The sequence below is a fragment of the Sphingosinicella sp. CPCC 101087 genome, assembly GCF_004151485.1.
Taxonomy (GTDB): Bacteria; Pseudomonadota; Alphaproteobacteria; order Sphingomonadales; family Sphingomonadaceae; genus Allosphingosinicella.
In genome coordinates this window covers 73,830-91,970 of sequence record NZ_SBFF01000013.1, presented here as the reverse complement: position 1 = coordinate 91,970, position 18,141 = coordinate 73,830, and the positions used below count along the sequence as shown (strand labels likewise).

General features: G+C 68.7%; 18 protein-coding genes. 8 read left to right on the top strand and 10 right to left on the bottom strand.

Features of this window, described 5'->3' with window-relative positions; genetic code table 11:
- Positions 1-90 precede the first annotated feature (90 nt).
- Both EKM57_RS18990 and EKM57_RS18985 read left to right on the top strand, forming a co-directional pair.
- Positions 91-795 carry a methyltransferase domain-containing protein gene (locus EKM57_RS18990; RefSeq protein ID WP_243451144.1) on the top strand — a complete coding sequence of 235 codons (705 nt, stop codon included), beginning with the start codon at positions 91-93 and terminating at the stop codon, positions 793-795.
- Positions 774-1,862, top strand: coding sequence for an NAD(P)/FAD-dependent oxidoreductase (locus EKM57_RS18985; RefSeq protein WP_129794102.1), 1,089 nt, complete (start codon positions 774-776; stop codon positions 1,860-1,862). Before EKM57_RS18990 ends, EKM57_RS18985 begins: the two co-directional genes overlap by 22 nt.
- Before the next feature lie 123 nt (positions 1,863-1,985).
- On the opposite strand, the gene EKM57_RS18980 is transcribed toward EKM57_RS18985, so the two are convergent.
- A complete protein-coding gene (locus EKM57_RS18980) occupies positions 1,986-2,942 on the bottom strand; it encodes a cell wall hydrolase (RefSeq protein ID WP_129794101.1) in 957 nt (318 codons plus the stop codon).
- Between the two features lie 475 nt (positions 2,943-3,417).
- On the opposite strand from EKM57_RS18980, the gene EKM57_RS18975 reads away from it, so the two are divergent.
- Positions 3,418-3,759 carry a UrcA family protein gene (locus EKM57_RS18975; RefSeq protein ID WP_129794100.1) on the top strand — a complete coding sequence of 114 codons (342 nt, stop codon included), beginning with the start codon at positions 3,418-3,420 and terminating at the stop codon, positions 3,757-3,759.
- A 196-nt stretch (positions 3,760-3,955) separates the two neighbouring features.
- Here the strand turns inward: EKM57_RS18975 and EKM57_RS18970 are convergent, their stop codons facing one another.
- Both EKM57_RS18970 and EKM57_RS18965 read right to left on the bottom strand, forming a co-directional pair.
- The gene (locus EKM57_RS18970; protein WP_129794099.1) at positions 3,956-4,699 is read right to left on the bottom strand and encodes a LytTR family DNA-binding domain-containing protein; all 744 of its coding nucleotides are present in this window, start codon (positions 4,697-4,699) and stop codon (positions 3,956-3,958) included.
- On the bottom strand, positions 4,692-5,993 hold the full coding sequence (locus EKM57_RS18965) for a sensor histidine kinase (protein ID WP_165357554.1): 1,302 nt from the start codon (positions 5,991-5,993) through the stop codon (positions 4,692-4,694). The genes EKM57_RS18970 and EKM57_RS18965 overlap by 8 nt, the downstream gene beginning before the upstream one ends.
- 354 nt (positions 5,994-6,347) lie before the next feature.
- On the opposite strand from EKM57_RS18965, the gene EKM57_RS18960 reads away from it, so the two are divergent.
- Together EKM57_RS18960 and EKM57_RS18955 are read left to right on the top strand one after the other, a co-directional pair.
- Positions 6,348-6,896, top strand: a complete 549-nt coding sequence (locus tag EKM57_RS18960) for a hypothetical protein (protein ID WP_129794097.1) — start codon at positions 6,348-6,350, stop codon at positions 6,894-6,896.
- A gap of 100 nt (positions 6,897-6,996) precedes the next feature.
- Complete coding sequence (locus tag EKM57_RS18955; RefSeq protein ID WP_129794096.1) at positions 6,997-7,620, top strand: hypothetical protein; 624 nt, start codon at positions 6,997-6,999, stop codon at positions 7,618-7,620.
- Here EKM57_RS18955 and EKM57_RS18950 read toward each other — a convergent pair.
- Positions 7,606-9,012, bottom strand: coding sequence for a glutamate ligase domain-containing protein (locus EKM57_RS18950; RefSeq protein ID WP_129794095.1), 1,407 nt, complete (start codon positions 9,010-9,012; stop codon positions 7,606-7,608). The two genes, EKM57_RS18955 and EKM57_RS18950, sit on opposite strands and share 15 nt — an antisense overlap.
- Positions 9,013-9,186: 174 nt before the next feature.
- Here EKM57_RS18950 and EKM57_RS18945 point away from each other — a divergent pair, with 174 nt between their 5' ends.
- From EKM57_RS18945 to EKM57_RS18935, 3 genes are all read left to right on the top strand, one after another.
- A complete protein-coding gene (locus tag EKM57_RS18945) occupies positions 9,187-10,005 on the top strand; it encodes an LD-carboxypeptidase (RefSeq protein WP_129794094.1) in 819 nt (272 codons plus the stop codon).
- Between the two features lie 123 nt (positions 10,006-10,128).
- Positions 10,129-10,383 carry an SWIB/MDM2 domain-containing protein gene (locus EKM57_RS18940; protein ID WP_129794093.1) on the top strand — a complete coding sequence of 85 codons (255 nt, stop codon included), beginning with the start codon at positions 10,129-10,131 and terminating at the stop codon, positions 10,381-10,383.
- A gap of 6 nt (positions 10,384-10,389) precedes the next feature.
- A complete protein-coding gene (locus EKM57_RS18935; protein WP_129794092.1) occupies positions 10,390-11,220 on the top strand; it encodes an aminoglycoside N(3)-acetyltransferase in 831 nt (276 codons plus the stop codon).
- 61 nt (positions 11,221-11,281) lie between these two features.
- On the opposite strand, the gene EKM57_RS18930 is transcribed toward EKM57_RS18935, so the two are convergent.
- From EKM57_RS18930 to EKM57_RS18905, 6 genes are all read right to left on the bottom strand, one after another.
- Positions 11,282-13,357: a TonB-dependent receptor gene (locus tag EKM57_RS18930; protein WP_129794091.1), complete on the bottom strand. Its 2,076-nt coding sequence runs from the start codon at positions 13,355-13,357 to the stop codon at positions 11,282-11,284.
- Positions 13,358-13,612: 255 nt separating this feature from the next.
- Entirely contained in the window at positions 13,613-14,269 is a 657-nt protein-coding gene (locus EKM57_RS18925) for a hypothetical protein (RefSeq protein ID WP_129794090.1), read from the bottom strand.
- 159 nt (positions 14,270-14,428) lie between these two features.
- Complete coding sequence (gene hslU, locus EKM57_RS18920; protein WP_129794176.1) at positions 14,429-15,730, bottom strand: ATP-dependent protease ATPase subunit HslU; 1,302 nt, start codon at positions 15,728-15,730, stop codon at positions 14,429-14,431.
- Positions 15,731-15,842: 112 nt separating this feature from the next.
- Positions 15,843-16,955, bottom strand: a complete 1,113-nt coding sequence (locus tag EKM57_RS18915) for an FAD-dependent oxidoreductase (RefSeq protein WP_129794089.1) — start codon at positions 16,953-16,955, stop codon at positions 15,843-15,845.
- Positions 16,956-17,045: 90 nt separating this feature from the next.
- Positions 17,046-17,588: an ATP-dependent protease subunit HslV gene (gene hslV, locus EKM57_RS18910; protein WP_129794175.1), complete on the bottom strand. Its 543-nt coding sequence runs from the start codon at positions 17,586-17,588 to the stop codon at positions 17,046-17,048.
- A 145-nt stretch (positions 17,589-17,733) separates the two neighbouring features.
- A complete protein-coding gene (locus tag EKM57_RS18905; protein WP_206185499.1) occupies positions 17,734-18,114 on the bottom strand; it encodes a transcriptional regulator in 381 nt (126 codons plus the stop codon).
- Positions 18,115-18,141: the final 27 nt, after the last annotated feature.

Below are 18,141 nucleotides of genomic sequence, written 5' to 3'. Positions count from 1 at the left end.
TGAGCAGGGACGCAGTCCTCCCGACGGCGTAGTCGGGTCCGGGGGATCCGCCGACCTGTTCGTTCCGGCCCGTCACGACCGCCTCCAGTCATGAGTCCGGCCCGTGGTCTCGTGGAGCGCGCTCGCGATGACGAGCAGATGGACGATCCGGCGCTCGATCCCGGCGTCTATGACCAGGTGTTGCGCGACCTTTCGCGGGTGAACGCCTGGACCTTCGCCGCCCGGCCGACTCTTGCCTTTCTCGATCGCTCGGCGCGCGGCATGAAGGCCTTCCGGCTGCTCGACGTCGGCTTCGGAGATGGCGACATGCTGCGCCGAATCGCGCGATGGTCCGGGCGCCGGGGCGTGGCGGCCGATCTGGTCGGGGTCGATCTCAATCCGCGCAGCGAAGCCGCGGCCCGCGCCGCGACTTCGCCGGACCTGCCGATTGCGTTCGTCACCGGCGACTATCGCGACGTGCCGGGCCGCTTCGACTTCGTCGTCAGCAGTCTCGTCGCCCATCACATGACCGACGCCGAACTCGACGCCTTCATTCGCTTCATGGAGGCGAGGGCGGAGCGCGGCTGGCTGATCAACGACCTGCACCGCCATCTTCTGGCCTATCACGGCTTTCCGGTGCTCGCTCGGCTGATCGGTGCGCACCCGATCGTCCGCGAGGACGGCCGCCTGTCGATCGCCCGTTCCTTCCGACCTCGGGAATGGCGGGCCATCCTCGCCGCCGCCGGCGTTCCGGAGGGCGCCGCCCGCGTGGTGCGGCATTTCCCGCTACGGCTATGCGTCGAACGGACGCGCTGATCGTCGGCGGCGGTCCGGCCGGAGCCGCCGCCGCCCTGGTCCTCGCGCGCGGGGGCGCGGGGCCGGAGCTGTTCGATCGCAGCCGCGGCGAGCGCGACGTCGTCTGCGGCGGATTCCTCGGCTGGGACGCACTCGCGCGGCTGCGGGGGCTGGGTGTCGATCCGCACGCGCTCGGCGCGCGACCCATCCGGAATCTGCGGCTGCTGGCGGACGGCAAGATGGTCGAGGCAGCCTTGCCCGGAATGGCCGCCGGATTGTCGCGACGAAGCCTCGACGCCGCCTTGCTCGCCGCGGCCGAACAGGCCGGCGCACGCGTCCATCGCGGCCGCACCGCTCGTGCATTGGAGGTCGAAGGCGTGCGGTTCGACGACGGAGAGGTCGTCTGCGCCGACGCCCTGTTCCTCGCGACCGGCAAGCATGAGCTGCGCGGCGCGGCGCGCGACCTCGACGGCCGGCGCGAGCGGCCCGCCACCGGGTTGCGGGCGGCGCTCTCGCCTCGCCCCGACCTCGAGCGGGCTCTGGCCGGCACGATCGAGTTGCACCTGTTCGACGAGGGCTATGCCGGCCTGCTCCTGCAGGAGGACGGGTCCGCCAATTTTTGCCTGTCCGTCTCGCGGGCGAGGCTGGCGCGGGAAGGTAGCCCGGAGGCGCTGGTTCGCGCGCTGGCGGAGGAATCCCCCGTCCTGCGATCGCGGCTTGGGGACGTCCTTCCGCTGGCGTGGGAAGCGGTGGCGGGCGTGCCTTATGGCTGGCGTGCGCAGGGCCGCCGCCGGGGCCTGTTCCGGCTCGGCGACCAGTCGGCCGTCATCGCCTCGTTGGCCGGCGACGGAATCGCCATCGCGTTGGCGAGCGGCGAGCTGGCGGCACGAGCCTATCTCGCGGGCGGCGCCGGGGCCGCGGGCGGCTTTCAGAACGCCTTCGCCGGGCGCTCCGCGCGGCCGGTGCGGCTCGCCGAATTGATCCGTCGGTCGGCGGAGCGCGCGGCGACCCGCCGGGCGATGATGGCACTGGTCGGGCGCCTGCCCGGCGCCGCCAGGCTGGCCGCCCGCCTGACGCGCGTGGGCTAGGATAGGTCCGGTCGGAAGGGAAACCGCGATCCGGCGGACGTCGGGACGGGAAAGCCGCCTGGGGTCGATCCTCAGCGCCTGCCCTGCAGGCGGCCGAACGCCCCGGAAACCGGGAGGGCTACGCTACCGGCCGGTGATCGCCGCAGGCGCGTCGTCCCGCCATTGGCCGGAGGATCGATATTCCTCCCGCACCGTCGATTCGGGCGGGCTGCTCGCCAAAGCGAGGTCGGAGGGGAGGGAGATCGGAGCCGGCGCGGCAGCAGCGGGAGGCGGGACCTCCGGCAAGGCCGCAAAGGCCGGTGCGCTCGCCGTTGCCGCCGGACGGACCAGGATCATCGACGGCTGGGGCAGGGGCTCGCGGCCTGCATAGTTCGCGGTGAAGGCGGATCCCTCTCCAGCGGCGCCCGGCAGGCGGTAGAAGGCGTGGGCGCCGATCGACAGGGTCGGCTGGAGCCGCGGCGCCCAGGAGGGCGAGACCGCATGGGTATGGTAGTGCGTCGACGATCCGGCCGGCGCATAGACTCGGCCGGCGAGCGCTTCTGCGGCCAGCGCCCGGGCCCTCGCCCAGGCGATGCCTCCCGCGGGACGCGTCAGCGAGCCGTCGCAGGTGAAGGTGAACTGGCACCCACCGCCGGCCCGCATCGGCCCCTGATAGACGACGCCGCAGACGCTGTTCGGCCAGGCCGGGTGGCGGACCCGGTTGAGGACGACCTGGGCGACCGCGCGCTGGCCGTCTTCGCTCTCGGAGGCCGCTTCATAATAGATGGCCTGGGCGAGGCAGTCGAGCGAGCGGAGCTGGTCGACGGGGGAGCGGCCGCGGAAAGCCGAGGCATCGCCGCCGCGCGCCAGCGCCGCGAGAATCGACCGGGTCCGGCCCATGAGGAGAGCCGCGGCAGGATCCGGGGCTTCGGTCTCTGGAGCGGTGGCCGGGGAGACAGCGGACGGAGCCGTCGGCGCTCGCCCGTTTTCCACCGGGACGCAGGAAATGCTCGTCGGCACCAAGGCGAGCAGCGCCCAGCGCCAGACCCGCTCCGGCTTGCCGTCCCGCCCAATTCCTCGTGTCGATTCGCTCAAGGCCATGCCCGCTTTCGTCCGGAATGTGGCTCCCGGAACGGGCAGATAGCGTCAAAACCTTAATCTTGGCGCCCCCTGATTTCGAGCCGTCCCGGTGAGGGACAGGCCAAAAGACATTGCTTGCGCGCCGAGCCCCCTGCTCAGCCGGCTTTTGCCGTCGACTTGCGGCTCGGAGTCGCCTTGTTGAGCTTGTCGCCGCTTGCGGCTTCGCCGCTCCGTCTCGCTGGATTCGCGTGATCAACGACTCGCGCTGCCGGGCGGTTGCCGCCGCCGTCTGCCTTCTCGTCGAGCGGGGCCTGCATTTGGTCGAAACGTCGCGGGATTGGCCGAAGCGGCCGGCGCCATGGTCGAAACGGACAGGCGGAAGATCGCGCCATCGGCGAGAAGCAAAAGGCGGCGAGCGGGCAGGGCATCTGCCCCCGCTTCCTGCCCGAACGCCGCAACTCGCAACGGCCAATCCGGCCTTTGAAAGGAATGAGAAATGTCCGTTCGTTCGTCCATCCTCGCCGTGGCCGCCGTTGCGGCCGGCTTCGCCACCATCAGCCTCGGAGCCGCCCCCGCGGTGGCCGGTCAGCTCGATGCCGTCATGGTCCAGCATCAGGACCTCAACCTCGCCAATTCCGCCGGACAGGCTGCGCTCGATCGCCGCATCGCGGCCGCCGCGCGCCGGGTATGCGGCGAGTATCTGCTCGTCGAGCTGAAGTGGAACGAGATGTCGCGCCTGTGCCGGCAGGAGGTGATCGCTTCCGCGGCGTCGCAGCGCAACGCCCTCGTCGGCGGCCAGCGCTATGCCGCTGTGCGTGTGAGCCGGGCTGCCAACTGAGCCCACCGGGCAGTCCGGCTCCTCCGGGAGGCGACGGCAAAAGCCGTCGCCTCCCTTTTCCTTTGTCCGTCCTTCGATACGCGGCTTCGACAGGCTCAGCCGCTACTCAGGATGAGCGGTTATCATTCGATCCTAATCCGCCCATGCAGAGTAGGCATTGAGCTTGGCGAAAAGCCGTATGAAAGCACCGAAGGCCTCAGCGTCCGGCCAGCCTCTTCACCTGGTCGACATAGGACCGGCCGATCCTCTGCTCGCCGCCGTCCGCCAGCCGAGCGGTCCAATGGCCCGAATCGTCGCGATAGAGGCTGGTGATCGTGTCGCGGCGCAGGATCACCGAGCGGTGGACGCGGATGAACATCTCCGGATCCAGATCCTCTTCCAGCTTGGCGATCGTCCGGTGGATCAGCCAGCTGCGCGGACCCACGTGAAGGCGCATGTAATCGCGCTCCGCAGTGACCCTTTCGATGTCGGAGGCGGCGATCCGGACCAGTCCGCTATGGTCCGGCACCCAGAATTCCTCGACATGCGCCGGCATCCGGCGTCGGCCGGCGCGGTCGCCTCCGGCCAGGTGGGCCCTGACGCGCTCCAGCGCCCGTTCGAGGCGGTCGAGCTGCACCGGCTTCATCAGATAATCGATCGCCGCCACGTCGAACGCGGCGACGGCGAAATTGTCGAACGCGGTGACGAACACCACCACCGGATCCACCGCCGAATCGGACAAGGCTCGGGCGACATCGATCCCGTCCATGCCGGGCATGGCGATGTCGAGCAGGACCAGATCGGGGGCGACCGCCTCGGCGATGCGAAGCGCCGCCTCGCCGTCATTGGCGGTACCGACGACGGTGGCTCCCGGGCAGCGCGCGAGCAGGAGCTGTAGCCGTTCGACGGCGAGCGGCTCGTCGTCGACTACCATGATGCGAAGCGGTGGGTTCTCAGCCATTCCTCGTCACCGGCAGGAAGATGTGGACGGTGAACCCGCCGTCCGGATCGGGGCCGTACAGGCAGCCGGCGCGCGAAGCGTAGCGCGCCGTGAGCCGGTCGCAAACGTTGCGCAGGCCGACACCGGTGCCGGCGTCGCAGGCTTCCGCCGCCGTCTCGCCGTCGTCCTTGACCTTGATGTGGAGCCGCCCCGCTTCCTCATAAGCGGAGATTTTGATCGTGACCGGCTTGCGCGACTTGGCGACTCCATATTTGACCGCATTCTCGACGACCGGCTGGAGGATCAGCACCGGCACCCGTGCGCCGAGCAGGGAGTCGGGCACGTCGACCTCGACCGACAGCCGCTTGGGAAAGCGGATCTGCTCGATGTCGAGATAGAGCCGTTGCAGCTTGATCTCCTCCTGCAGCGGAACGTCGGCGGTCGGATCGGCCGACAAGGTGGCGCGGAAGAATGTCGAGAGGTTCATCAGCATCCGCTCGGCGACGTCGGTCTTCTGCGACAGGATCAGCGAGGAGAGCGAGTTGAGCGTGTTGAACAGGAAATGCGGATTGATCTGGTAGCGCAGGGCGCGGAGCTGCGCCTCCTGGGCCTCCCGCGCCAGCATTCCGGCGCGTCGGTCGGCGAGGCGGAGTTGGCGTGCATAGCTCATCGCCACGAAGAAGGCGGCCCAGGCCGCGAAGATGAAGTACCAGCTGAGCGTTCCCTCGGCGACGCTGCGCCAGAGCATCTCCCACCCCGACATGCCCTTCATCGAGGGATCGTTCTTGGCCGCGTCGAGCGGGGCATAGACGTAGAAGATGTAATAGTTGAACGCGGAGAACAGCATCGATGCCGGCAGGCAGAGCAAGGCAGCGACGAACGCCTTGACGCTGAGGCTCGACCCCTGCGTCGGACGAAGCGCGAGATAGACGACGAAGGTGATCGACGCGCCGGCCAGGGCCGCGACGCCGCGCCGGGCCAGCATCTCCCAGAAATCCGGAAACTGGACGACGAGCGCTCTGAGAGTGATCAGGGTGGCGTAGAGCAGCCAGAAGGCCGAGATCGATTTAAGGGCTATGCCGAGATCCGGCAGCCGTCGCGTGTCGGCCTCGGCGAGCGTCCTGTCCATGCCGTCTGTTAGCGCAGCGGGCGTTGAAAAGCCTTGCGCGGCCGCGTCGTTGGCAGAATGGCTGCGCTCGTTGGTCGAAAAACCGGGCAGCGCACGCCGATAGCCGTGCGCGTCGGCTTCACCGAGAATCGGTTCCGCCTCTTCCCCGCCGGCTGCGCCTTCGACCCGATTCCCGCCCACGTTCATGGCATAGCATGGGCTGCGGGCTCGCGTCAGCGACCTTGCGAGATTCGGGAATGCTCGTCCTTTTCGGCGCGACCCGCAGGCCGACGGGGCCCGCCCGTGGCTTATCCACAGGAAATTATCGCCGCCCATTTTCGTTTCGGATACGCAAGAAACCGCTGTGACGGCGCGATTCTCTTTCCTCGGCCTGTTGCCATGGAGCGACAGTCGGCTGCGGCTGCGACGAACGGCCGGCTTTGGGCATTGCTCGCCGAGTCGAAGCGTGATTCAATTATGAACAGGGAGCGGGATTTTGGTTAACGGCATCGTAAGCCGTCCTGGTGCATGAATCCCGCAGGGCAAAAGGAGTGTGGGATTATGAGTACGAGGACTCGGCCCGCTGATGGAGCGGTGGCACTGGCTGAGATGAAGGAATTTGCGGGCTTCGCGAAGGGGACGCAACGCTACATCCGCCGGTCGCTCGACATCGGGCTCGATCGCCGCGATGCGGTGAAGCGCTGGTCACGCGACCCGGCCGAAGCCGCGAGCATCCGCGCGCAGGAGCGCGTCTATCGCCGCCTCGACCATATCCGCACTTATGTACCCGACGATAGCGGCCTCGACGCGATGGAGCCGCTGATGGCGCCGCTCATCACCATGACCGCCTTCGACCTCGGCCAGGAGCGGTTGACCTGCTTCGCTTCCTACCGGTTTCTCTACGAGCGGCTGGTCGGCGCGAATATCCGGCCGTGGCTCCCCGCGGCCTTCTGCGCCGCCGCCGCGCTTCCGCATCTACATCCGGAGCGCCGCCGCACCCTGCTGCAGTCGATCAGCGAAGCGGCGGCCACCGCCCCGGGCTGGTCGAACCGCGAGCCCGTCTTCTATCCGGAGTGGGTCGAGAAGGTCGACATGACCGTCGCCGGCTGAATCCGCCTCGCTTTTCCGCAACTGACGGCGGGCCTTCGGGTCCGCCGTTCTTCTATCCGCTTCTGGACAGGGCGTCGGCGAGGGTCCTAGGGCGGCATCGATGAATTCACGCATCGCCATTGCCGTCGCCGCCGTCCTCCTCGTCGCGGGCGGCGCTGCCCTGTGGGCGCTCTATCGGCCCTTTTCGCCCGGTGCCGAGGCGCCGGTCCAGGTAATCCAGCCACCGGCCGGAGCTCCGGCCGCGCCGGACCCCGCGCAGGCGGTCCGCATCGTCCGCGTCGAATGCCGTCAGGGCACGTGTCAGTGGGCGCGGGTCGTCTCGGTCACCCCGTTGGCGGCCGCGGAGGATGGCGAGTTGCGGCGCCTCACCTATCGGCCGGGATCCTCGATGGACGACGGGTCCGATCCCGCCGCCGACGGCGGATCCGGAATCGACTGGGAAGCGTCCGACCGGCAGGACTATGCCTTTTGCTCCACGGCTCGCCCGGCCTTCGCCTTTCCGGACCCGTCGGCGGGCGGCGACAGCGCGCTCCTCGTCCACCGCCTCGATCTGTTCAACCTCGCCGGCTACCAGTCGGGCTCGGCCATCCTGTACGCGCTGACCTGCCACGATCTGGCGATGGATGGCGCGAACGGACCGGCCTTCCACGATCTCGGCTATCGGCCCGGCACGCCCAACGATCAGACGCGCGCTGCCTCGCCCGAGGATCTACTTCGCCTCTAATCGGGTCAGCAGATCCTCCGCGAACGTCGTCAGCGTGTCGTCGCGCGCGCCCATGACGACGATCCGGTCGCCGGGCCGGGCGATCGCCGCCAGCCGTTCGGCGCAATCGGTGCGGTCCGGAACATGCTCGGCGTTCCGGCCGGCCCCGCGCACGCCCTCGACGATGTCGCCGCTGCCGATGTCGCGGCTGGTGGTGCCGCCGAAATAGACCGGATCGGGCATGATCAGGACGTCGTCCGCGGCCATCTCGCCCGAAAGGCCGGCGATCAGCGCGTCCTTCATCGTCTTCAGCGGCCCGTAGCCGTGCGGCTGGAAGAAGATGAGCAGCCGGCCGGGAAAGGCGTGCAGGGTGCGCAAGGTCGCCGCGATCTTATCGGGATTATGCGCGAAATCGTCGATCACCGTGACGCCGCCGGCCGTTCCCACCCGTTCCAGGCGGCGGCGGAGCCCCTTGAATCCGCCGAGGACGCGCGCCGCCTCCGCGAGCGGGACTCCGACCTCCGTGGCCGCGGCGAGGGCCGCAAGCGCGTTCTGGGCGTTGTGACGCCCGGGAACCTGCAGCGCCACCGGCGCGGTCGCGCCGGTCCGCCGGTCGTTCGCCTCGAAGGTGACGGCGAAGGGCGCCTCGACCAGCCCGGATCCGAACAGGTCGGCCTCGCGATCGGCGAAGCCGTAGGTGACGAGCCGGTCGGCCGGAAGCGCGGCCGCGAGCAGTCGGGTCTCGTCGTCGTCGAGGTTGAGGACGATCGCCTCCGCCTTGGACGCGAAATCGGCGAACAGCCCGCGCAGCTCGTCGAGCGACTTGTGGTCGAGGCTGATATTGTTGAGCAGGGCGACGGCAGGGCGATAGAAAGCGATCGATCCGTCGCTCTCGTCCACTTCGCTGACGAACTCTCCGCCGCCGCCAACGAGGGCGCTTGCGAAAGGCGAATCGGGCCCGGCGAAATTCTTCATCACGGCGCCGTTCATCACCGTCGGATCGCGGCCGACCGCGTGAAGGATCCAGCCGATCATCCCTGTGACCGTCGACTTGCCGCTGGTGCCGCCGACGGCGATTCCGGTCCCGGCGGCGTTGAACAATTCGGCGAGCAGCTCGGGACGGCTTATCCGAGGGGCGCCGATCGCCTTGGCCTTGACCACGTCGGGCACGCTTTCCTCGACTGCGGCCGAAGCGACGAGAATCTGGTCCGGCCTGGTTACCCCGCTCCCGTCCTGCGGGAACAAGGCGATTCCGTGCCGCTCGAGATACTCGAACTTCGGGGCGAGCCGTCCCTGGTCGAGCGTGCGATCGGACCCGGCGACTTCGGCGCCGCGCCCCTTAACGATCAGGGCAAGCGGAAGCATGCCGCTGCCGCCGATGCCGCAGAAGAAATAGGATTTGGCCGCGTTCATCGGCTCGCCCTATTGGCAAGCGCGGCGGAGTTCAATTTCGAGCGGGGGAATCGCCTCCCTGCCCCTCCCGGCATAAGAGGGGCCGGGCGTGGGGGTTCAACCGGCAGATCCTCCGCGAATGTTCCACCTCGCTCATCGTGAGGACCGACGGAGCGAGGGAAGGGAAGGACTGACATGCGGATCGGAATCGTCGCGCCGAGTTCACGCTTCAGCGAGGCCGCGGCCGACCGGGTCCGGACGCTGGCGGCCGCGCAGTTTCCGGGCCTGGACCTGGTCTTCCACCCGCAATGCTTCCTCTCCTACAACCATTTCGCGGGTACGGACGATGAACGGGGCGACGCCTTCGTCCAATATGCCAATGATCCGGCCTTCGATGCGATCTGGTTCGCGCGCGGCGGCTATGGCGCCTGCCGCTTCGCCGAAGCGGCGATCGGCCGGCTCGGGGCCGCCGCCCGCGACAAGCTCTATCTCGGCTATAGCGATGGCGGCTATCTGCTCGCCGGTCTTTATCGCGCCGGCTTTCCCCACCTCGCCCACGGCCCGATGCCCCAGGATGTGATGCGCGACGGCGGCGAGGCGGCGGTATCGCGTGCGCTGGCGTGGCTGGACGCGCGCTCCGCCGTGGCGCTCGAGCCCGGTCTCGCCACCGGAATGCCCCATGCGGCATTCAACATCACCGTCTTTTCCCTGCTCCTCGGCACGCCGCTCGAGCCGAACCTGTCGGGGCACATATTGCTGATCGAGGACGTGGCCGAGCATATGTACCGGATCGACCGGGCGATGTTCCACATCAGCGCCAATCCGGTCGCCCGAGGATTGGCCGGTATCCGCCTCGGACGCTGCACCGACATTCCCGCCAACGATCCGGACTTCGGCGAGGATGAGGAGACTCTGGTCCGCTTCTGGTGCGCCCGTGCGGGAATCCCTTTTCTCGGTCGCGCCGACATCGGTCACGACTGCGCCAACAAAGTGGTGCCGTTCGGCGTCCATTAACCATGGCGATCCACAGAAATCGACCGGCACAGGGGGCAATCGCGCCCGTCAGAGTGTCATGGCGGTTGCAAAGCCGATAATTTTGCGCCTATCCCAAGTCAGGAATCCACAGGGAGGAAAGATATGGCACAAGGAAGGCAGAGCGGCTTGCAGAGGCCGGTGACCCCGTCGAAGGAGCTCGCTGCCATTACCGGATCCGACCCGCTGCCGCGCAGCCAGGTCGTCAGCAAGATCTGGGACCACATCAAGAAGAACAATCTGCAGGATCCGAAGAACAAGCGCGAGATCGTCGCCGACGACAAGCTGCGCGCCGTTTTCGGCAAGGATCGCGTCTCGATGTTCGAGATGAACAAGCACATTTCGCGGCACGTCAGCTGAAATCATTTGGCGACGGCCTCGAAGAAGGCCGCCGGCCTTTCAGAAGAGCGGCTGCTTGACGACCTGACGGCGTTGGGCGTCGTGCCGGGCGGCATCCTGATGGTGCACGCCTCACTCAGAAAGATCGGCCTCGCTCGCGGTCTGCACGGCCCGGGCGGGGCCGACCTGATTCTGGACGTGCTCGATCGGCTGGTCGGTCCGGACGGAACGCTGCTGATGGTGCTTGGGACCGCTTACGGCCAGGATTGGGTGAACCAGCGCGCGCCGGCCCGGCGGGCGGACCTGCTCGCCGGCAGCGAGCCGCTCGATCTCTCGACCGCGCCGGCGATTGGAGAGGTCGGCTGGCTGGCCGAGGCGTTTCGCCGCCGCCCGGGTACGATCGTCAGCGGCAATCCGAGCGGACGTTTCGGCGCACGCGGGCCGGCGGCCGAGGCGCTCCTGCGCCGCCAGCCCTGGCACGATTATTACGGACCGGGCTCGCCGCTGCAGAAGCTCTGCGATGCAGGCGGCCGTATCCTCAGGCTCGGCGCCAATGACGATACCGTCACCGCGCTTCATTATGCCGAATATCTGGCGCGGCTGCCGCACAAGCGCCGCACGCGTTGGGATTATCTGCTGCGCACCGAAAACGGCCCGCGCCACGCCTGGGTCGAATGCCTCGACGATTCGGAAGGCATCGCCGTGTGGGACGGGGACGACTATTTCGCCTTGATCCTGAACGCCTATCTCGACGCCGGCCGTGCCCGCCGCGGATGCGTCGGCCACGCGCCGAGCGAGCTTATCGAAGCCGCCGACATCGTCCGCTTCGGCACGGCCTGGATGGAGGCGAACCTCTAGTCCGGGGAGGCTGGCCTATCCCGCCGCGGCGGGATCAGGCATCCCATTGGGGCGCATCCGCTCAGTTCTGGAGACGCAGCCCGAGCCACAGCGTGCGCGGGGTCCCGCGCTCGACGATCCCGGCCCCGGATATTCCGGCGACCACACGCTCGCCGGTGAGATTCTCCGCTCGCGCCTCGATGGCAATCTGCGGGGTCAGCGGCAGCACCGCGATCGCGTCGAAGGTCAACGCGTCGGGAAGGCGCTGGCTGTTGAGGTCGTCCTCATATTGGCTCGACGTGTAGCGCGCGCTCACCGATCCATAGGCGCCGCTCCGGCCCTCCCAGGCGATCGACGCGGCGGCGCTGTGCCGCGGCGCCTGGGCCGGTCGCAGGCCGTCGAGCGGCGCCGCCGCCCCGTCCGCGCGGATCTCGGCATCGGCGAGGCTGTAGCCGGCCGAAAGCCGCCAGGGCCCGCTCGCGACGCTCGCATCCAGCTCCACGCCGCGGCTGGTCACCGCATCGACATTGCGGCGCTGGCGATATTGCCCGCCGGCACCGACGAAGCCGACGCCGGGGAAGACGCCCGGGCCTTCGCCCAGCGTCACGTTGGAGATCGCCTCGTCGAGTCGATTGGCGAACAAGGTGAGCCCGATCCGCGCGCCTGCGGCCGGGCGAAGCTCGACCCCGGCCTCGACTCCGTCCACCCGCTCCGGCGACAGGTCGGCATTGGCCGCGGTCGCGTCGGCGCCGACGCGGAACGGCCGGAACAGCTCGTTCAGCGTCGGCAGCCGCCAGCCGCGATAGGCCGCTGCGCGCACGGTCAGCGGCTCGGCCAACTGCCAGCCGATCCCGGCCCGGCCGGTCGCCTCCCAGCCGCCCCGATCGGCAAAGTCCGTCTCCGTGATCGGCGCCCCTGTCGCGAGCACGCGTTCCCGAAGGCGGCCTTCCTCGATCCGCCAGCGGTCGATCCTGGCGCCGGCGCTGAAAGTGAGGTCGCCGCGCTCTACGCCGAGTTCGGCGAACGTGCCGATCGTCCGGGTCCGTCCGCCGGCGACCCGCCCGCGCTGCGGCGCGCCATTCTCGAATAGATAGAGCTCCTGCGTGCGCCCGACCGTCTCGCGCCAGTCGGCGCCGATCCGCAGCTCGGTCGTGCCGGTGATCGGGCGAAGCTCGAAGCGGGCCCCCAGCCCGGTCGACGGTACCGAATATTGATCGAGCACGAGATTGGCGGCGCTGCGATCGTCCTCGACCGACGCGAACAGGTTCGAAAAGTCGCGCACCTGCACATAAGCGACCGCCGAGAAAGGCAGGCTTCCGCGGCCCACCAGCCGCAGCGATGCGTCGGCGCCCCGCGTCTCGATATCGCTGTTCGCCGTCCCGCGCTCGCGCGAATCGGTAAAAGCGGAAAGGTTGGCTTGAAGTTCGAGCGCGCCGGAGACCGGCGTCACCATGCGCGCCGCGACGCTCCCCTGGCGATAGGGGGCGGGCCGATCTGCCGCGCCGCGCTGCGCCGCGATCACGGGAACGAAGCCGTCGCCTTGTGCCCAGTTTCCCGAGAGGGACAGGAATCCGGAGCCGAGCGGCAGGCCGGCCGAGGCAAAGCCGTCGACGCTGTCGCGGCTTCCATAAGCGATCCGGCCCGAATGGCCCTCCAAGGCTTCCGGCGGCGCGCTGGAAAGCTCGATCGTCCCGGCCAGCGCACCGGGACCGTTGGCGCCAGTGCCGCCGCCGCGGACCACCCTGACCTCGCCGAGGCGCCGCGGATCATAGGCCGGCCAGCTGATCCATCCGCCGAACGGATCGGTCTGGGGGACGCCGTCCAGGATCAGGAGGGCCCGGCTGGAGGCGTTGCCGCCAAGCGCGCGCAAGGTCGCACCCTGGCTGGTCGGATTGGCGGAGCGGGCGTCGGACCGGCGGAACTGCTGGAATCCGGGAACATCGCGAAGCACGTCCTCGAGCCGGTTCGACGGTGAGTGCGCCAGCCGCTCCCGGCCGATCGTCGTGACGTTGAACAGCGTCTCGCCGCGGCCGGGCTCGAGCCCGCGACCGGTGACGATGATCGTCTCTCCCGGAGCGGTCTGGCCCGATGCGGGGGAGGCGAGTCCGATGAGGAGGAAAGCGGCCAGCGAACGCGTCACGCCGCGCGCATAGACCATTTTGGATCCGGGCGGCTACGGCCAGGCTTCAGGAGCGGCCGGAATCGTCGGGATCGGCGTGGTCGCTCGGTGATGTCGAAATTCGCGCGGAGGGCCGGGGCGGCCTTCCGGAAATGGCCAGCCGTTCGTGCTCGATCATTCCGGCCGGGCGCCTCGATCGTCGATCGACGAGCGCAGCGTGCTTTCGCGGCCGAAAAAAGAGCCGCGCCGGACAGGGGGGTAGCCGGCGCGGCTTTTCTGCGGGGCCGCAGAAGGTCAGGAGGGGGTTCGCGCCGAAGCCGCGGCTTCGAGTTCCGCCCGGGTAAGCGAGATGACGAGACCCTGCTCGTTCTTGCCGAAGCTGGTAATCGGCAGCTTGGCCCGAACGTTGCCGGTGGCGACGACGGCGCCGTCGGCCTCGACCGATTCGATGGTGCCGACCGTGCCGCCCTGCGGATCCAGGACGGTCGCGCCGGCCTGAACGTCGGCGGCGGTTGCGGCCGTCACCGGCGCGGCGCTTCCGGTCTGGCCGGCCTGCGCGCCTGCGCTGGCATCGGGGGTGCTCGCCGGAGGCTGGCTGCTCGTGTCGGGCTGTGCGCCGGCATTCGGATCAGCGTCGGGCTGCTCGGGCGTCGGGGTGGGCTGAGCCTGGGGTTCGGCCGCGGCATCGGGCTGCGTACCGGTCTCGGCCTCGGCCTGCGCCTCGGCATCAACGGCGTCCTCGACCGGCTGCATGGTCTCGTCGGCCGTCTGGTTCACCGTGTCCTGGGCCTGCTGCGCGCTGTCCACGACCGGCTGCGTCGGCGGCGCCGGCGTCTGCGCCTGGACGCTCGCGTCCATGGCGCCGGCCGCTCCGCCGGAGGCCTGCGCGGCCGCCACGGCCGGCAGCGCGAGCAGGGAAGCTGCGGTCAACAGATTGAATTTGATAGCCATTATCCGTGTCTCCAGATTGGTCTGGAGCAGAAACGAAGGAAAACCCGGTAAAGGGTCCAAGCGGATCGACGGGCCGGTGGATAGGCGGGACAACCGGCAGGGGCCGCGGAACGCTGTTCGCGGCTGATCCAGTGCCGGCGCCCTCAACGGATCGGACGGCTACAGAACATATTTGCTGAGGTCGGTGTTCCGCGCGATGTCCGAAAGCTGTCGGTCGACATAGGCGGCGTCGACCGTCACCGTCTCGCCCTGGCGGTCTTCCGCTTCGAAGCTGACATCCTCGAGCAGCTTCTCCATCACCGTCTGCAGCCGCCGCGCGCCGATATTCTCCACCTCGGCATTCACCTCGGCGGCGATCCTCGCAAGGGCGTGGATTCCGTCCTGGGTGAAACCGATCTCGACGCCTTCGGTGGCGAGGAGGGCGCGATACTGCTCGGTCAGGCTCGCCTGGGTATCGGACAGGATGCGGACGAAATCCGCCTCGGTCAGCGCCTTCAGCTCGACCCGGATCGGAAGCCGGCCCTGAAGCTCGGGCAGCAGGTCGGACGGCTTGGCGAGGTGAAAGGCGCCCGAGGCGATGAACAGCACATGGTCGGTCTTCATCGGCCCATATTTGGTCGCGACCGTCGTGCCTTCGATCAGCGGCAGCAGGTCGCGCTGGACGCCTTCGCGGCTCACCGATCCGCCGCGCACGTCGCTCACCGCGATCTTGTCGATCTCGTCGAGGAAGACGATTCCGTTCGCTTCCGCATCCTTGAGGGCGGTCCGGTTGACGTCGTCGGGATCCAGCCTCTTGTCCGATTCCTCCTCGACCAGTTTCTCCAGCGCCTCGCGCACCGCCATCTTGCGGCGCTTGCGCGGCTGCTGGCCCATGGCCTTGCCCATCAGGTCGGACAAGTTGATCATGCCGACCTGGCCGCCCATTCCGGGGATCTCGAACGGTGTTGACGGCTGCTCGGTGACGTCTATCTCGACTTCGCGGTCGTTGAGATGGCCCTCGCCGAGCATCCGCCGGAAGCTCTCGCGAGTCGCTGCGCTCGCATCCTTGCCGGTGAGGGCGTCGAGCAGGCGCTCGATCGCCGCGGCCTCGGCGGCGCTCTTCACGGACTCGCGGCGCCGCTCGCGCTCCAGCCGCACCGCCTCCTCGACCAGGTCGCGGGCGATCTGCTCGACGTCGCGCCCGACATAGCCGACTTCGGTGAACTTGGTGGCCTCGACCTTGACGAACGGCGCGTCGGCGAGCTTGGCCAGCCGCCGCGAGATCTCGGTCTTGCCGCAGCCGGTCGGCCCGATCATCAGGATGTTCTTCGGTGTCACCTCGTCGCGCAGGGCCTCGGGCAGCTGCTGGCGTCGCCAGCGGTTGCGAAGCGCCACCGCGACGGCCTTCTTGGCCTCGTCCTGGCCGATGATGTGGGCGTCGAGTGCGGCGACCACCGCCTTGGGCGTGAGGCTGTTGTTCATGCTTCCTGCGGCTCTGGCGGGGTGGGGCGGGGAATCGGGGGTCCGGTCCTGGTCCGGAATGGCGGTCTGATAGTTCATGTCTCCGGCTAGATGTGAGGCGGAGCGACCCAGTTCAAGCGGCAGTGCCCGCCGGGGTGCAGCGGAAGCTCGAGAAGAGCTGCCGGTGCGACCGGATGATGCGCTCGATCGTCGCGGGCTCGGGCTCGGTCGACCATTGGTCGAGCTCGAAGGTGCCGCCCAGGATGATCCCGTCGGCGCGCGGGAACATGTAGCCCGCTCGCCCGGTGAAGGCGTAGCGCACCTCCGGTTGCGGCAGCAGGATGGCGAGCTGCCCGCGCGCCGGGCGCAGGGTGTCGTCCCCGAACAAGGCACGGGCGCCGAGGCCGGTGCAGTTGAAGACGAGGCGCTCGGACAAGGCGGCGAGGTCGGCGGGCGTCGCGAATTGGTGCACGGCGAAGCTTCCGCCGGCGATCTGGATGTCCCGCATCATCTGGCGCAGATAGCGGCCGGTCTCGACATAGAGCGTGTCGTAGCGGCTGACATGCTCGACCGGAAACGGATGCTCCTGCGGCGTGAGCACCCGGTTGATCGGCGGAAAGGTCGGCAGCAGCGCCGCTTCCGGTCGCCCGCCATTCTGCGTGTAGGTCGGCAGCCATTCCACGCCGTAATCGGCGCCGACCATGATCTGGAACCGCCGCCAGCTATAATCGGCGGCGGCGAGGAACTGCCGGCGCCATTCGGGTGTCACGCTGTCTTCCCGGAAATGGCCGAAAGGATGCCACTGGCCCCCCGCGACGTTCGAGGTCGTGTTCGGCGGAAGCGCGGCGGAATAGACGGTAACGGGAAGGCCCGCTTCCTGGACCAGGCGGGCGGTGGACAATCCCATCACCCCGGCGCCGATCACCGCCACGGGCCCCTGGTGCCCCGGCAGGCCGAGATCGACGGCGAGGCGGGCGCTGCCCCAGCTCAGGGTGATTCCGGCGCCGCCATGGCCGTAATTGTGGACGAGCGCCTTGTCGCCGAGCGCCTCGCGCCGGACGACGAAGCCGGCGGCGCGATAGGGCCGCAGGCCGGCCATGGTGTGGATGATCCGGCTCTCGTCGGCCAGCACCGGCGGCAGGCAGCCGGGCGAAGCGGCCGAGCGCACGCCCGTGGTCGTGCAGCCGGGGAGGGCGACCCCGGCTAGGCCGAGCGCGCTGGTTCCGATGAAGTCGCGGCGATTCATTCCGCCGCCATAGCGTTGGCCGCCACTCCCGCGAAGCCGGTAGGTGGCGGTCCCGGCACTCTGCAGCGGGCTCGTCGGCTCGGTACCGGCCTAGGCCGCGTCCTCGATCGTCTCCACCGTCAGCTGGTCGTTCGTATAGACGCAGATGTCCGCCGCGATCTTCATCGCCTTGCGGGCGACGGTTTCCGCATCATCCTCATAGTCGAAGAGGGCGGTCGCGGCGGCGAGCGCGAAATTCCCGCCGGAGCCGATCGCGGCGACGCCGCCCGCCGGCTCGAGCACGTCGCCATTGCCGGTCAGGATCAGCGTGATGTCCTTGTCCGCGACGATCATCATCGCCTCCAGATTCCTGAGATATTTGTCGGTGCGCCAATCCTTGGCGAGCTCGACCGCCGAACGCATCAGCGCGCCATGATATTGTTCGAGCTTGCGTTCCAGCCGCTCGAACAAGGTGAAGGCGTCGGCGGTCGCGCCGGCGAATCCGCCGATCACCTTGCCGTCGCCCAGGCGCCGCACCTTGCGGGCGTTGGGCTTGATCACCGTCGATTGCAGCGACACCTGCCCGTCCCCGGCGATAACCGCCTTGTTGTTCTTGCGCACGCCGATGATCGTCGTGCCGTGCCAGCTTTCCATCCGTCTTTCGCTCCCGCGCTTTTCGTTGCCGGGCATGTGGGTGAGCCGCCGGGCTCGTGCAATGGCGGCGATGATCCAGGCAAAAGCCGGTAACCGGTTCGCACGGAGGCGCGGAGATGCCGCCGCCGTCGCGCACGGCGGGCGTTCAGGCGAGGCCCATCGTCTCGCGCCGGATCCGCTCCAGCTCCTCCCAATGGGCCTGGATCCGGCCGCGGCCGTCACGCGTGAGCATGACTCGGGTCCAGGGCTTCTTGTCCTTGAACCCCTTCGATACCTGGACCAGGCCGCCCGCCTCGAGCTTGCCCAGATGGCTTGAAAGGTTCCCCTTGGTGAGTCCGGTCGCACCGAGGAGATAGGGAAAGTCGGCCTCCGCCCACTCGATGAGCGCCGTCAATATGGCCAACCGCGATGGATCGTGGATCAGCCGGTCGAGCGCGGCGATCGCCGCGAAGGGAGAGGCCTCCGCTTCGTCGGCGGCCGGTTTCGACACGGTCTCCGGATCCGTCACGCCCTCATGATAGCGCAAGCCGGTTTATGCGGCAAACACGTCTGC